Origin of the sequence: Marivivens donghaensis, from assembly GCF_011806565.1 — a bacterium.
GTDB lineage: Bacteria > Pseudomonadota > Alphaproteobacteria > Rhodobacterales > Rhodobacteraceae > Marivivens > Marivivens donghaensis_A.
This window is the reverse complement of the sequence record NZ_JAATOP010000011.1, coordinates 15749-30310: the sequence shown is the minus strand read 5'-3', so window position 1 is coordinate 30310 and position 14562 is coordinate 15749. Positions and strand designations below refer to the sequence as shown.

At 59.5% G+C, this 14562-nt stretch carries 14 protein-coding genes; all 14 read right to left on the bottom strand.

The annotated features are described in order from the left end of the window. Positions 1-39: 39 nt before the first annotated feature. Complete coding sequence (locus tag HCZ30_RS14040; RefSeq protein ID WP_167638935.1) at positions 40-1215, bottom strand: acetyl-CoA C-acetyltransferase; 1176 nt, start codon at positions 1213-1215, stop codon at positions 40-42. A gap of 139 nt (positions 1216-1354) precedes the next feature. After that, the gene (locus HCZ30_RS14035) at positions 1355-2134 is read right to left on the bottom strand and encodes an EAL domain-containing protein (RefSeq protein ID WP_167638934.1); all 780 of its coding nucleotides are present in this window, start codon (positions 2132-2134) and stop codon (positions 1355-1357) included. 87 nt (positions 2135-2221) lie between these two features. Beyond that, a complete protein-coding gene (locus HCZ30_RS14030; protein ID WP_167638933.1) occupies positions 2222-2662 on the bottom strand; it encodes a molybdenum cofactor biosynthesis protein MoaE in 441 nt (146 codons plus the stop codon). Continuing rightward, positions 2662-2910 (bottom strand): molybdopterin converting factor subunit 1, encoded by a 249-nt coding sequence (gene moaD, locus HCZ30_RS14025; protein WP_167638932.1) that lies wholly within the window; start codon positions 2908-2910, stop codon positions 2662-2664. The genes HCZ30_RS14030 and moaD overlap by 1 nt, the downstream gene beginning before the upstream one ends. A gap of 4 nt (positions 2911-2914) precedes the next feature. Next, positions 2915-3502, bottom strand: a complete 588-nt coding sequence (pgsA, locus tag HCZ30_RS14020; protein WP_167638931.1) for a CDP-diacylglycerol--glycerol-3-phosphate 3-phosphatidyltransferase — start codon at positions 3500-3502, stop codon at positions 2915-2917. 55 nt (positions 3503-3557) lie between these two features. Continuing rightward, a complete protein-coding gene (gene uvrC / locus HCZ30_RS14015) occupies positions 3558-5420 on the bottom strand; it encodes an excinuclease ABC subunit UvrC (RefSeq protein WP_167638930.1) in 1863 nt (620 codons plus the stop codon). Between the two features lie 297 nt (positions 5421-5717). Next, entirely contained in the window at positions 5718-6497 is a 780-nt protein-coding gene (locus tag HCZ30_RS14010) for an SDR family oxidoreductase (protein WP_167638929.1), read from the bottom strand. Positions 6498-6511: 14 nt separating this feature from the next. Beyond that, entirely contained in the window at positions 6512-7444 is a 933-nt protein-coding gene (locus tag HCZ30_RS14005) for a calcium/sodium antiporter (protein WP_167638928.1), read from the bottom strand. 162 nt (positions 7445-7606) lie between these two features. Beyond that, positions 7607-8395 carry a S49 family peptidase gene (locus HCZ30_RS14000; RefSeq protein ID WP_167638927.1) on the bottom strand — a complete coding sequence of 263 codons (789 nt, stop codon included), beginning with the start codon at positions 8393-8395 and terminating at the stop codon, positions 7607-7609. A gap of 42 nt (positions 8396-8437) precedes the next feature. After that, a complete protein-coding gene (locus HCZ30_RS13995; protein ID WP_167638926.1) occupies positions 8438-9199 on the bottom strand; it encodes an ABC transporter permease in 762 nt (253 codons plus the stop codon). Continuing rightward, complete coding sequence (locus tag HCZ30_RS13990) at positions 9196-10125, bottom strand: ABC transporter ATP-binding protein (RefSeq protein ID WP_167638925.1); 930 nt, start codon at positions 10123-10125, stop codon at positions 9196-9198. Before HCZ30_RS13990 ends, HCZ30_RS13995 begins: the two co-directional genes overlap by 4 nt. A 99-nt stretch (positions 10126-10224) precedes the next feature. After that, positions 10225-11055 (bottom strand): tryptophan synthase subunit alpha, encoded by an 831-nt coding sequence (gene trpA / locus HCZ30_RS13985; RefSeq protein ID WP_167638924.1) that lies wholly within the window; start codon positions 11053-11055, stop codon positions 10225-10227. A 63-nt stretch (positions 11056-11118) separates the two neighbouring features. Next, on the bottom strand, positions 11119-12315 hold the full coding sequence (locus HCZ30_RS13980) for an acyl-CoA dehydrogenase (RefSeq protein ID WP_167638923.1): 1197 nt from the start codon (positions 12313-12315) through the stop codon (positions 11119-11121). A gap of 69 nt (positions 12316-12384) precedes the next feature. After that, positions 12385-14505 carry a malate synthase G gene (locus tag HCZ30_RS13975; protein ID WP_167638922.1) on the bottom strand — a complete coding sequence of 707 codons (2121 nt, stop codon included), beginning with the start codon at positions 14503-14505 and terminating at the stop codon, positions 12385-12387. Positions 14506-14562: the final 57 nt, after the last annotated feature.

Here is a 14562-nt window from a genome sequence, read left to right as displayed (position 1 = left end):
AAGTCCGAGCCCCTTTCAACATTTAGTAGAACGAATTTGTTACAGCCGTTCAACACACATAGCAACGCCCATACCGCCACCAATGCAAAGAGTAGCAAGTCCACGCTTACCGCCGCGGCGTTTCAGTTCAAAAAGCAGCGTATTGAGAACACGGCAGCCCGAAGCGCCGATCGGGTGACCGATCGCGATGGCACCGCCGTTGACGTTGACGATGTCAGGGTTCCAGCCCATCTCTTTATTGACGGCACAAGCCTGAGCGGCAAAGGCTTCGTTGGCTTCGACCAGGTCCAGGTCGTCGACGGTCCAGCCAGCCTTGGCCAGCGCCTTGCGCGATGCGGGGATCGGGCCGCAGCCCATGATGGTCGGGTCGAGGCCGGCGGTTGCGTAAGACACGATGCGGGCGAGCGGCTCGATGCCGCGCTTTTCAGCGTTGTCGGCCGACATCAGCAGGGTTGCAGCCGCACCGTCGTTCAGGCCCGAAGCGTTCGCAGCAGTGACAGTGCCGTCCTTAGTGAAGGCCGGACGCAGTTTCTGCATCGACTCGATGCTTGCGCCATGACGGATATATTCGTCAGCGTCGACGACGATCTCGCCCTTGCGGGTTACGATGGTGAAAGGCGCGATTTCGTCGACAAACTTGCCTGCCTTCTGCGCGGCTTCGGCTTTGTTCTGCGAAGCAACGGCGAATGCGTCCTGCATCTCGCGGCTGATTTCCCACTTGGCGGCGACGTTCTCTGCGGTCTGACCCATGTGGTAGCCGTTGAACGCGTCCCAGAGGCCGTCCTTGATCATGGTGTCGATCAGCTTCATGTCGCCCATCTTCTGGCCCGAACGCAGGTTCTGGCAGTGGGTCGACATCGACATGTTTTCCTGACCGCCAGCGACAACGATCTCTGCATCGCCGAGCTGGATGTGCTGTGCACCAAGCGCAACGGCGCGAAGGCCCGAACCACACACTTGGTTGATACCCCAAGCCGCGCTCTCGATTGGAAGACCGGCGTTGATGTGGGCCTGACGGGCGGGGTTCTGACCCTGACCTGCGGTCAGAACCTGACCGAGGATCGTTTCGCTGACGTCGGCCTTTTCGATACCGGCGCGTGCGACGACGGCTTCGATAACGGCCTTACCCAGATCATGGGCGGGGGTGTTCGCAAACGAACCAAGAAAGCTGCCGACGGGCGTACGGGCAGCCGAGGCGATAACGACGTTGGTCATGGGAATTCCTCTCTTTTAACGGTCTGGGGCGGAGCGCCAGCCGGCGGCTCCTCCTCCGCTCGTCCGAAGTGTTAAAGTTCGGCGGTCGAGTAAGCAACAAAATTTCGCTGCACCGCAGCTTTGCGCCGCAAGTCGACTGTCAGAGCTTCAGCCGCGGTACACCAAAGAGATACCCTTGCAGGCAGTCTACGCCAACAGATTGTAGAAACTGCGCTTCATTTTTGCTCTCAACACCTTCGGCAACTGCCACCATATCGAACTGGTGCGCCACCGAAACCAGCGCTTTGACAAACGATTGATTGTCGGCGGAATTATGTACGTCGCGGATGAAGCATTTATCGATCTTCACCATATCGAAATGGAAATCCTTGAGCCTGCGGAACGCAATCTCCCCGGCACCGAAATCGTCGAGCGAAAAGCAGACCCCATATGGCCGACACTCCTCGATGAAACGAACAACGTTTTCGTGCAGCGACATGGCGGAACTCTCACTGATCTCGAGAATCAGGCGGCGACCGACTTTGTAGTTTTGCAACCCGTGGATCAGGATATTGCGCCATTTGCCGTCAGCCAGCGAACGGGCCGACATGTTGATGGCGATTTGCGTTGTCGGGTTCTGCCTGAGCATTTCGATCCCAAGGCGAAGGGATGCGCAGTCGATGTCCCTCCCGAGCGCGGTTTCTTCAATGTCGGTCATGAAGTGGCGCGCGGGGATCATGTGGCCGTGCCCGTCTTTGATCCGGATGAGCCCTTCGAAGAAGGCGGTTACGCCTGTGTTGTGCGCGGGCACGATCCGCTGGAACGCGAGCTGCGCCCTGTTCTCCGCCAATGCGGAACGAACCATCGACGGGATATCCCGCTCCCACTCTGCCTTGACGTATTCGAGTGGGTTTTGGGGCTGGCGGCTTTGGAATGACATCACTGGGTCCTCTGGATCGAGGGCAGGATGAGGGCGGCAGCCTAACAGTCGGTAAAAATCGGCGGGGTGCCTAAAATGCGAAGTAGTTTACCAGCGGCCCAGCGCGTCTTCGTCTTCGTCGCGGGCCTCGACCCATGCCTCGCCGTCCTTCGTCAGCTCTTTCTTCCAGAACGGCGCGCGGGATTTAAGGTAATCCATCAGGAACTCGGCAGCCTGAAACGCATCAACGCGATGGCGCGAGGCAGTTGCGACCATCATGATCTGCGCACCGGTCTCGAGACGGCCGTAGCGGTGAATGACCAGCGCACCAGCGAGGCTCCAGCGGCTCTGCGCTTCCTCGACGATCTTGGCGATCGCGCGTTCGGTCATTGCCGGATAGTGCTCGATCTCCATCGCGGTGAGACCGCCATCCACGTCGCGAACAACGCCCGTGAAACTGACAATCGCGCCAGCGCCTGCGACCTCGCCGGTGAAGGCGTTCAGTTCAGCACCAGCGTCGAATTCATCGGATTGAACGCGGACGGTCATCAGCCACCTGTCATCGGCGGAAAGAACGCGACTTCCCTAGCGCCGGCCAGCGGGGCGTCGAATTCGGTCAGTTCCTGGTCGATCGCAACGCGTAGTGCGCGAAGGTCCGAAAACGCCAGCGCATAGCGCTCTTCGCGCTGGCGGAGTTCATCGACCAGCTCGGCTACAGTTGCCGCCGACGTCTCGACCTGCTCTTTCGGCAGACCGATGCGTTCACGGACCCATGCGAAGTAAAGAACATCAATCATGGGGTCACTTTAGATACGGCATGGCTTTGCGGAAATAGTCCATTCCGGTCACAAAAGTGAGCGCAGCGGCGATCCAAAGCAGCACGACACCGATCCACCACGATGCGCTGGCGTAGGTCTCGAAAGCCGGGGCCTTGATCGCGTGATAGCGCAGGGCGCCGGTCGAAAAGAGGATCGCGATGGCGAACATCTGCGCGGTGGTCTTCCACTTTGCCAAATTGGTCACCTTTAACAGACCCGCAGTATCACCGAGGTATTCCCGCAGGCCGGAGACAAAAACTTCGCGGAACATGATGACCGTCGCGGGCAGAAGGAACCACGGGTCCATGCCGGAAAAGCCGGTGATGACCATCAGCGCGATCACAACCATCGCCTTGTCGGCAATCGGATCAAGCATCGCGCCGATCTTGCTTTCCTGCTTCCATGCGCGCGCCAGATAACCGTCAAAGAAGTCGGTCACAGCCGCCACGACAAATAGCACGAGCGCGAACCAGTCCGCGAGCGGGCGAGCGAAATACAGGAACATGATCGCAACGCCGGGGGCTGCGATCAGGCGCAATACAGTGAGAATATTCGGTAATGTCCAAGTCATAATGAAACCTTTAGCGCCTTGCCTGTGGCAGCGCCACAAGTTGCTGCACTGTAATCTAGCGCCCCTCGTGGAAATGCCCGTAAATCGTTTCTGCCATCGCGGCAGAGATGCCATCAACCGCTTTCAGGTCGGCAAGATTGGCACGGCTCACAGCCTTTGCACTACCAAAGTGGGCGAGCAGAGCGCGTTTGCGCGTCGGACCGATGCCAGCAATCTCGTCCAGCGGGTTCGCAACAAAGCTTTTGGCCCGTTTGGCGCGGTGCGTGCCGATGGCAAAGCGGTGGGCTTCGTCCCTGAGACGCTGAATGAAATAGAGAACAGGGTCGTTGCGTTGCAGGGCGAACGGCTTCTCGCCGGTCCGGTAGAACTCTTCCTTACCGTGGTCGCGGAATTCACCCTTCGCGACGCCGACCATATCGACGCCCTCGACGCCAAGCTCGTCGAGGATCTCCTGAACGGCAGAGACCTGCCCCGCACCGCCGTCGATCAGCAGCAGGTCAGGCCATGTGCCGGACGTCCGCTCGGGATCTTCTTTCAGCAGGCGGCTAAAGCGGCGTGTTAGCACTTCCTTCATCATGCCGAAGTCATCGCCCGGCGTCAGCGCATCGCCCTTGATGTTGAATTTGCGGTACTGCGATTTCATCAGCCCCTCGGCACCGGCGACGATCATCGCGCCGACAGCGTTGGTGCCTTGGATGTGCGAGTTATCGTAAACTTCGATCCGCTGCGGGGCCTCATCAAGGTCGAAAGCTTCCGCGATACCGCGCAGCAGTTTAGCCTGCGTGGCGCTTTCCGACATGCGGCGGGCGAGCGATTCCTTGGCGTTGCGGAGCGCGCCTTCCACCAGTTCCGCCTTCTCCCCGCGCTGGGGCACGACGACCTCGACCTTGCGCTTTGCCTTCTCGCACAGCGCCTCTGCCATCAGGTCGGGGTTATCGAGCCCATGCGACAGGATGATCTGACGGGGCGGTTCACGGTCGGAATAAAACTGGCCGACAAAGGCCTCCATAACTTCGGACGCGTCTTCTTCGCCGCTGATGCGCGGGTAGAAATCGTGGTTGCCCCAGTTCTGGTTCGCGCGGACAAAGAACACCTGCACGCAAGCCTGACCGTTTTCGATGTGCAGGCCGATAACGTCGGCCTCGGCCACTGTGCGCGGGTTGATGCCTTGCGCGGTCTGGACCTGCGTCAGTGCTTTGATGCGGTCACGCATCGCAGCGGCGCGTTCGAACTCCATCGCTTCGGACGCGTCCATCATCTGCTCGGCCAGCGACTCCTGAATTTCCTTGGTCTTGCCGGATAGGAAATTGGCCGCGTCCTTCACCGACTTGGCGTAGTCCGCCTCGCTGATGTAGCCGACACACGGCGCAGTGCAGCGCTTGATCTGGTACTGAAGACAAGGACGGGTGCGCGCTTCGAACACGCTGTCCGTACAGTTCCGCAGCAAGAACACGCGCTGAAGCTGGCTGAGCGTCCGGTTCACTGCACCCGCACTGGCGAAGGGGCCGAAGTATTCGCCCTTCTCCTTTTTCGCACCACGATGCTTTTTGACCATCGGATAGGGGTGGTCGGTCACCAGCACATTTGGAAACGACTTATCGTCGCGTAGCAGCACGTTGTAGCGCGGCTTGAGCTGCTTGATGAGGTTCTGTTCGAGCAGTAGCGCTTCGGTTTCCGTCCGCGTGGTGAGAAACATCATGGATGCCGTCTCGGAAATCATCCGCGCGATACGGGCCGAGTGATTACCTGGACGCGAATAATTGGACACGCGGTTGCGCAGGTTCCGCGCCTTGCCGACGTAAAGAACACGGCTTTCGGCATCGAGCATCCGGTACACGCCGGGCGATGAATCCAGCAGTTTCAGGTATGCCGCGATCCGCTCGTAGCCTGTCAGTTGTTCTGTTTGCTCTTCACTCAAAACCGGACCTTTGATTCTGCATTGGCGCTGCCACGTCCACAACTTCCCTTCAAGGGATATTACATCCACGGAATCTGTGGATAAGTCTGTGTGTTATCTATGGGCATCTGCAAAATATCCTTGTTTTACTGACACCTCAGCGGTTTGCCCATTTTTTGAGCACCAAAACAAGTCATTGTTTTTAAATACAAAATTTATTACAACAATGTAAACGTCTGGTTTTCCACGCCTTTGCACTCCTGAGAGCGTCAAGATACCGACACGGTGTACAAGTTGTCACATATCCGTATGGGATTGTCACTCGACGCCTTGGATATCCGGCGTTTTCCACCCGAGGTGCTGGCCACCGTCAACGCAGAGCAGCTGCCCCGTGTAAGCCTTGCAATCGATGAGAAAACCCAGCGCCGCAACGATGTCTTCGGGGTCCGATCCACGCTCCAGCACAGTGTTGCTACGCTGGTTGCGGAAGTGCTCTTCGGACTGGCGCGCGCCCTTCAGTGTCGGGCCGGGGCCGATCGCGTTTACGCGAATTTTCGGGGCCAGCCCTTGGGCTGCCGTCTGGGTCAAAGTCCACAGCCCCATCTTGGCCAGCGTGTAGGTCGAAAACTCCGGCGTGAGTTTCTCCACGCGCTGGTCGACCATGTTCACCACCAGACCTTTGGCAACGGGTTCGCCGTTCGCGTCGATCTCTGGATCGGGGATTTGCTTCGCCATCGCTTGAATGAGGATGAACGGCGCGCGCAGGTTCGACCCCATGTGACGATCCCAGTGTTCGCGGGTCGCGGTATAGATATTGTCGTACTCGAAGATGGACGCGTTGTTGATCAGACAGGTGATCGGACCGCCGAGCGCCTCTGCCGCGCGCGGCAGAAGCGACGCGGTTGCGTCCTCATCCAGCAGGTCGGCTTGGAGCGTGACGGCTTTGCGGCCCTCGGCACGGATAGCGTCAGCCGTTTTCTCGGCGCCGTCAGAACTGGAGGCGTAGTGCACGGCCACATCATAGCCGCGCTTGGCCAGATAGATCGCCATAGCCTGCCCCAGACGGGCACCGGCACCGGTAACTAGAGCTCGCGTCATTGCTCCAACCTCCTTTAAAGTAGAACCCAGATGTAGGTCACATAGAGCGCCGTCAACACCGCGCCCCAGACCCTTCCGATATCTACGCGCATGAACACGAACGGGATCAGTACAAGCGACGCCGCCAGCATCACCCACAGATCAAAGTGCATGAACTCTTTGGAGACGGGGATATTTCCGGTCATCGCGGTGATGCCAAGGATCGCGCCAATGTTGAACATGTTGGAGCCTATGACGTTCCCGATCGCGACATCTGCCTGCTTGCGGATCGCTGCCATCACGGTCGTCGCAAGCTCGGGCAACGACGTGCCCAGTGCCACGAGGGTGAGGCCAATGACCGCCTCCGGAACGCCGAACTGCTCTGCCACCGCAGTCGCACCGTTGATCAGAAACTGCGCACCAAGGGGAAGGCCAACGATACCAGCGACGAGGAAGAACGCGATCTTGGCCCACGACATCTTGTCGTCGGCGCCTTCGACCTCTTCTTCATCGCGATTATACCGCGAACGGCGCGCGACGCGGATCGAATGCAGGATCGACACCAGCATCAGCACCGCGAGGATTAACCCGTCCAGCAGGTTCAACATACCGTCCCAGCAAAGCGCGATGAAGATCACCGACATGGCGAGCATCTGGAGGTAGCTGTTCCGCGTGCGTACCTCGCTGGTGTGCATCACACTGATCAGCGCAGGAACACCAAGGATCAGCAGAACGTTCGCCACGTTCGAGCCAACCACGTTACCAAGCGCGAGCTCGGGCACGCCGGCGAACATGGATTGCAGCGACACCAAAAGCTCCGGCGCCGAGGTGCCGAAGCCAACGATGGTCAGGGAAACGATGAGCGGCGGGATGCCAAGGCGAAGCGATGTATTGACCGCGCCCTTGACCAAGGCGTCACCGGCGAGAACCAGAAGGATCAGGCCGGCGATCGTCATTATCCAGATCATATTATCCTCGTTTACAGGGACATGGCCCCTTGCCGATGCGGTAGCGCCCGCAGGAACGGCATTTCATGGATTCAAGTTTTCGCTGGCCCGGAAATTTCCATTTCCCGAACATCGACAGGACGATCATCCCGACGAGGAAGAGGGCCACGATTTTCAGAAGCATCAGAGACCAAAGCGGGCGTAGGCGGCCCGCTCCTCGATGCCGCCGATAGCGTCGGAGGCAATTTCAGCTCCGAAGCGGCGAAGAATGGATTTCTTCTGCGAATACCGGCGGAATTTCACCTTGTCGCCAAAGCGCAGCTTCATCTCGGGGACGAGATGGCCGATGCCATCGACAAGGCCCTTTTCCACAGCGCGGTCGCCGATCCAGATATCTCCGGTGAACAGATCCTCATCAGGAAGCTTACTGCCACGGCGCGATTTGACCCAGTCGATGAAATACGCGTGGAGGTCCGTGAGCCAGCCTTCGAGGCGTTCGACATCCTCGGGCTTTTCGGGCCTGAACGGATCAAGCTGCGATTTGGACTGTCCGGCTGTGTGCACGCGGCGCTCGACGCCGTGACGGCTGATGAAGTCCGAAAGGCCAAAGCCGCTGGAGATCACACCGATCGAGCCGACGATCGACCCGCGGTCGATCAGGATCTCGTCCGCAGCGCAGGCAAGCCAGTAACCGCCAGAGGCAGCCACATCTTCGACAAACGCATAAACGGGAATGTTCTTTTCTTCGGCCAACCGGCGGATGCGCGCAGCGATCAGCGAAGACTGCACGGGCGATCCGCCCGGCGAGTTGATTTGCAGAGCCACCGCAACGGATTTGCCGCTGAACGCCTTTTCGATGATCGACGCCAGAGAAGCATCGTTCAGGCTGCGGCCCGAGGTGGCAATGGTGCCCTGTAGCCGCACAACGGCGACTACAGGATCTTTGTTCATAAACGGTATCCAGCGTCTCATGTCATCTGAGATAGGTGGACCCGCGAGGGCGGACAAGCGGCGTTATTGCCTAATCCGCCAACCCGTCCGGAAAATCCACGCAATTGCCGCAAGGCAAAGCCCCGTGAACACCGCAATGGCCGCCAGCGAGATACCGACCGGCACGTCTGCTTGCTCGAAGAACGCCCAGCGGAAGCCCGAAATCAGGTAATGAACGGGGTTCAGCATGGTGATCGCCTGCCACACGGGCGGCAGCATCGAGGTCGAGTAGAAGCTACCGCCGAGGAAGACGAGCGGCGTGATGATCAGCATCGGGATCAGGTTGAGCTGCTCGAAGTTGCCCGCCCAGATACCGATGATGAAACCGAGCAGCGCGAAGGACAGACACGTCAGCAGCAGGAATGCCACCATCGCAAAGGGATGCGCGATGGTCAGATCGACGAAGAAGTACGACGTGCCGAGGATGATTAGACCAATGATCAGCGCCTTGGTCGCCGCTGCGCCGACGTAGCCCACGGTCGCTTCGAAGAAGTTCACCGGCGCCGATAAGAGCTCGTATATCGACCCTGTAAACTTGGGAAAATATATCCCGAACGAGGCGTTCGAGGTCGACTGTGTCATCACGCTGAGCATGATGAGGCCGGGCACGATGAACGCACCGTAGGGCACGCCTTCGACCGAGTTGATGCGGCTGCCGATAGCCGCGCCGAAGACCACGAAATAGAGCGACGTCGAAATGACAGGGGCCAGAAGGCTCTGGCGGTAGGTGCGGAAGAACCTTGCCATTTCGAAGAAGTAGATGGAACGGATCGCCTGATAATTCATGCGGCGTCTCCTTCGATGAGGCCGACAAAGATCTCTTCGAGACTGCTCTGACGGGTTTCGATATCGGACATTTGCAGTCCGGCAGTTTGCAGATCGTTCAGAAGCGAGGTGATCCCCGTCCGCTCTGCCCGCACGTCGTACACGTAGCGCAGCGCGCTGCCGTTATTCACCAATTCAACGTTGTAGTGAGCCAGCGATGCGGGCACCTCGGCGAGCGGAGCCGTCAGGTGGATAATCGCCTCTTTCTTGCCGAGGTGAGCCATCAGTTCGACCTTTCCCTGAACCAGACGGATCTGGCCCTTTTCGATCACCGCAATACGGTCGGCCATCGCTTCGGCTTCTTCGATGTAGTGGGTGGTCAGGATGATCGTCACGCCGGTTTTGCGCAGCTCATCCACGACGCGCCACATATCCTTGCGGAGTTCCACGTCCACGCCGGCGGTCGGCTCGTCGAGGAACAGAACGCGCGGCTCGTGGGCGAGCGCCTTGGCGATCAGGACACGGCGCTTCATACCGCCCGAAAGCGCCATGATCTTCGAGTCCTTTTTGTCATGCAGACCCAGCTGGCGGAGCAGCTTTTCCACGAGCGCATCGTCGTTCGGCTTTCCGAACAGACCACGCGAGAAGCGGACGGCGTTCATGACGGTCTCGAATTGTTCGAGAGAGAGTTCTTGCGGGACCAGACCGATCTGCGAACGCGCCTGGCGGTAATCTTTGATGATGTCGTGGCCACTGACGGTAACGGTGCCGGAAGTTGGGCGCGTGATACCGCAGATGGTAGAAATAAGTGTGGTTTTACCCGCGCCGTTCGGCCCGAGCAGGGCGATAATCTCGCCTTCTTCAATATCGAGAGTTACGCCTTTGAGGGCTTCGAACCCAGAGTCGTAGCTTTTGCGAAGGTCGTTGACCTTAACAATCGGTGCCATTGATACAGCCCTTTCAGTTAGGCGCAGCAAAATAGCCCACGGAATGACCGTGGGCTACAGGCAGAATTGTGCGCTCTCGCGCAGAATGGTGGCTGAAGTTTACGACTTCTTCGCCTTGCGCACACCAGCGGCAAGATCGGCGACCATATGATTGACCGAAGTTGCGGTCGCGTCAGTGGCCTTGTTGCCGTCCGCAAAGGTCGACGCGATCTGGTTCACGAGCGCGGTGCCAACGACAACGCCGTCAGCGTGTTCGCCCAGCGCGGCCGCGTGCTCGCCGGTTTTTACGCCGAAGCCGACGACGATCGGCAGATCGGTGTACTTGCGGATGCGGGCAAGTGCGCTCGAGACGACCGAATAGTCCGGCGTGGCCGAACCGGTGATGCCGTTGATCGACACGTGGTAAACGAAGCCCGACGAGTTCTTGAGGATGACAGGCAGGCGCTCGTCATCGGCGGTCGGCGGAACGAGGCGGATGAAGGCAAGGCCGGCTTCCATTGCGGGCAGGCACAGCTCGTCATCTTCTTCGGCAGGAACGTCGACCACGATGAAACCGTCCACGCCCGCGTCCTTGGCATCGGCCACGAACTTGACGGGGCCGTAGCTGTAGATCGGGTTGTAGTAGCCCATCAGGATGACCGGAGTGTCGGGGCATTCCTTGCGGAATTCCTTGACCAGTTCGAGCGTTTTCCTCGCGGTCTGACCAGCGTCGATCGCGCGGAGGCCCGCAGCCTGAATGGCGGGGCCGTCAGCAACCGGATCGGTAAACGGAAGGCCGAATTCGACGATGTCGGCGCCCGAAGCAACGATGTTCTTGAGAACCGCCAGCGAGGTTTCCGCATCCGGATCACCTGCCATCGTGTAAGTCACCAGAACAGGACGATTTTCGGCGCGGGCCTTTTCAAAACAGGCGTCAATGCGGGTCGTCATAGCGGTCTCCATTCCCTCGGTCCCGAACGCCATTAGCAGGTTCGGGACGCAAAGGGAACGGGGTCAGAAGAACGCCTGCAAGCCAGTCTGGGCGCGGCCCAAAATAAGGGCATGAACGTCGTGTGCGCCCTCGTAAGTGTTCACAGTTTCAAGGTTCACCATGTGGCGCATCACGGGGAACGAATCCGAGATGCCGTTGCCGCCGTGCATGTCGCGCGACATCCGCGCAATATCGAGAGCCTTGCCGCAGTTATTGCGCTTGATGAGGCTGATCATCTCGGGTGCCATCTGGCCCGCGTCGAACAGCTGACCGACGCGCAGCGCCGCCTGAAGGCCGAGGGTAATCTCGGTCTGCATATCGGCGAGCTTCTTTTGGTAAAGCTGGGTGTTCGCCAGCGGGCGACCGAACTGCTTGCGATCAAGGCCGTACTGACGCGCAGCGTGCCAGCACGCCTCTGCCGCGCCCATCACACCCCACGCAATGCCGTAGCGCGCACGGTTGAGGCAACCGAACGGACCGGAGAGCCCCTCGGCGTTCGGAAGCAGCGCGTCCTCACCGACCTCGACGTTATCCATGACGATCTCGCCAGTGATCGACGCGCGGAGCGACAGCTTGCCTTCGATCTTGGGAGCGGAGAGGCCCTTCATGCCTTTTTCCAGCACGAAGCCACGGATCTTGCCATCATGGGCATCGGACTTGGCCCAGACCACGAACACATCTGCGATGGGGCTGTTTGAAATCCACATTTTCGCGCCGTTTAGCACGTAGCCGCCGTCCGTCTTGGTCGCGCGGGTTTTCATGCCGCCCGGATCGGAACCTGCGTCGGGCTCGGTCAGACCGAAGCAGCCGATGTACTCACCGGTCGCGAGCTTCGGCAGATACTTCTGACGCTGCTCTTCGGAGCCGTAAGCGTGGATCGGATACATCACGAGCGACGATTGCACCGACATCATCGAGCGATAGCCGGAGTCGACGCGCTCGACCTCTCGGGCCACGAGGCCATAGGCCGTATAGGACGCCCCTGCCCCGCCGTATTCCTCGGGGACTGTCAGACCTAGCAGGCCCAGCTCGCCCATTTCGGTGAAGATCGCAGGATCGGTCGACTCGTTGCGGTACGCGTCGCGGACACGCGGAGCGAGGTTATCCTGACAGTAAGCGTGCGCGGTGTCACGGATCATCCGCTCCTCATCGCCCAGCTGCTGGTCCAGAAGAAACGGATCGCTCCACTCGAAACGATTGCTGTCCTTAACGCTTGCCATGATCACTCCTCCGACAATTTGATCAAACTTTTATCGGAGGAGCGTTTCTCTTTCAATCGTGCCGAATGGTTAGGCCGATTTGACGCGGCGCCGCGCGGCGTGAAGCAGCGGCTCGGTATAGCCGGACGGCTGTGCTTCGCCTTTGAAGATCAGATCGCGGGCGGCATTGAACGCCTCGCCATCGAACGACGGCGCCATTGGCGTGTAAGCGGCATCACCTTCGTTCTGCGCATCCACCTTCGGAGCCATGCGGCGGAGCGAATCCTCGACCTGCTTGGCGGTGCAAATGCCGTGCTTGAGCCAGTTGGCGAGGTATTGCGACGAAATCCGCAGGGTCGCGCGGTCTTCCATCAGACCCACGTCATTGATGTCCGGCACTTTGGAGCAACCGATACCCTGATCGACCCAACGCACAACGTAGCCGAGGATCGACTGACACGCGTTGTCCAGCTCGCGCACGACCTCATCGTCCGACAGATTGCGACCCGACATGATCGGCGGCGTCAGCAGTTCGACCTTGCTCGCCTTTTCGCGGCTGCGCAGTTCGCCCTGTACCTTGAACACATCGACCACGTGGTAATGCGTGGCATGGAGCGTTGCCGCGGTCGGCGATGGCACCCAAGCGGTGTTCGCACCGGACTTCGGATGGCCGATCTTGACCTGCAGCATCTCGGACATGGCGTCGGGCTTCGCCCACATGCCCTTGCCGATCTGCGCTTGCCCAGACAGGCCAGCTGCAAGGCCGGTATCGACGTTGCCCGCCTCGTAAGCCTTGAGCCACGGGGTCGCCGCCATCTCGCCGCGCGGAATAACAGGACCGGCGGCCATGGAGGTGTGGATCTCGTCGCCCGTACGGTCGAGGAAGCCAGTGTTAATGAACACGCAACGGTTCTTCACCTGCTCGAGACAAGCGGCGAGGTTTGCCGAGGTGCGGCGCTCTTCGTCCATGACGCCCAGTTTGACGGTGTAACGAGGCAGGCCGAGGATATCTTCGACGCGGCCATAGAGCTCGTTGGCAAACGCAACTTCCTCGGGGCCGTGCATCTTCGGCTTCACGACGTAGACCGAACCGGCCGGCGAATTCTTCGGACCTTCAGTCTTTTGCAGATCGTGCATAGCGGCGGCAACGGTTACCAGCGCGTCCATGATACCTTCGGGCGTTTCCTTGCCGTCCAACATCACCGCATCAGTGGTCATCAGGTGGCCCACGTTACGGACGAGCAGCAGCGAGCGACCACGAACATTGAACGTCGAACGATCAGGCGCGATGAAGGTGCGGTCGTCGTCCATTTTGCGGGTCATCGTCTGCCCGCCCTTCCGGAACGTCGCCTCAAGGTCGCCTTTCATCAGGCCGAGCCAGTTGGAATAGGCCAGCACCTTGTCCTCGGCATCCACGCAAGCGACAGAGTCCTCACAGTCCATGATCGCGGTCAGCGCGGTCTCCAGACGGACGTCCGAAATGTCCGCAGGATCATTCTTACCGATAGGTGAGATTCGATCCTGCTTGATCTCGATGAGCAGACCGTTGGCTTTCAGCAACACCGAGCCGTCGGCATGTCCGGCGAATTGCGACGGATCGGCGAGGCCCGTTTCATCGCCGCCAGTGGTGATCAAGAGCATCTCGCCGCGCACTTCCATCGCCTCGACATTGGCCCACGAACCGCCGGCGAGCGGCGCGACTTTGTCGAGGTGCTTGCGCGCCCAAGCGATAACTTTCGCGCCACGCTCTTCGTCATATCCCTTACCGGACGCCGCGCCAGGAATGGCGTCGGTGCCGTAGAGCGCGTCGTAAAGCGAGCCCCAGCGCGCATTCGCGGCGTTAAGCGCGAAACGAGCATTGGTGATCGGGACGACGAGCTGCGGACCAGCGAGCTTGGCAATCTCGGGGTCAACATTGGTGACGTCGATATCGACCGCCTCGGGCTCTGCCACCAGATAACCAATGTCGGTCAGAAACGCGCGGTAGGCGTCAGCGTCGAACGGATTCGCCTTGTGCCACTCATCGATCTTAGCCTGAAGCGCATCACGCTTCGCAAGGAGCGCTTCGTTTTTTGGCATCAGATCGCGGAGCATGGCTGCGTAGCCCGCCCAGAAGTTGTCGGCGGACACGCCAGCCAACACGTTGTTTTCGATCAGTTCTGCAAGCGGCGCGGCAACGGAAAGGCCAGCGCGATCAACATATTCGGTCATGAGAAACCTCCATCTTTGCCAACGATGTAGCGCAGCGGGTGACAAAGGGGCAGAAAT

Excerpts from the sequence above, each read along its gene's own strand:
- HCZ30_RS14030 (WP_167638933.1), bottom strand. The coding sequence starts at position 2,662 with ATGACCGTCCGCGTTCAATCCGATGAATTCGACGCTGGTGCTGAACTG.
- HCZ30_RS13980 (WP_167638923.1), bottom strand. The coding sequence starts at position 12,315 with ATGGCAAGCGTTAAGGACAGCAATCGTTTCGAGTGGAGCGATCCGTTT.
- HCZ30_RS14035 (WP_167638934.1), bottom strand. The coding sequence starts at position 2,134 with ATGTCATTCCAAAGCCGCCAGCCCCAAAACCCACTCGAATACGTCAAG.
- HCZ30_RS13975 (WP_167638922.1), bottom strand. The coding sequence starts at position 14,505 with ATGACCGAATATGTTGATCGCGCTGGCCTTTCCGTTGCCGCGCCGCTT.
- pgsA (WP_167638931.1), bottom strand. The coding sequence starts at position 3,502 with ATGACTTGGACATTACCGAATATTCTCACTGTATTGCGCCTGATCGCA.
- HCZ30_RS14040 (WP_167638935.1), bottom strand. The coding sequence starts at position 1,215 with ATGACCAACGTCGTTATCGCCTCGGCTGCCCGTACGCCCGTCGGCAGC.
- trpA (WP_167638924.1), bottom strand. The coding sequence starts at position 11,055 with ATGACGACCCGCATTGACGCCTGTTTTGAAAAGGCCCGCGCCGAAAAT.
- HCZ30_RS14000 (WP_167638927.1), bottom strand. The coding sequence starts at position 8,395 with ATGAGACGCTGGATACCGTTTATGAACAAAGATCCTGTAGTCGCCGTT.
- HCZ30_RS13990 (WP_167638925.1), bottom strand. The coding sequence starts at position 10,125 with ATGGCACCGATTGTTAAGGTCAACGACCTTCGCAAAAGCTACGACTCT.
- HCZ30_RS13995 (WP_167638926.1), bottom strand. The coding sequence starts at position 9,199 with ATGAATTATCAGGCGATCCGTTCCATCTACTTCTTCGAAATGGCAAGG.
- moaD (WP_167638932.1), bottom strand. The coding sequence starts at position 2,910 with ATGATTGATGTTCTTTACTTCGCATGGGTCCGTGAACGCATCGGTCTG.
- HCZ30_RS14010 (WP_167638929.1), bottom strand. The coding sequence starts at position 6,497 with ATGACGCGAGCTCTAGTTACCGGTGCCGGTGCCCGTCTGGGGCAGGCT.
- HCZ30_RS14005 (WP_167638928.1), bottom strand. The coding sequence starts at position 7,444 with ATGATCTGGATAATGACGATCGCCGGCCTGATCCTTCTGGTTCTCGCC.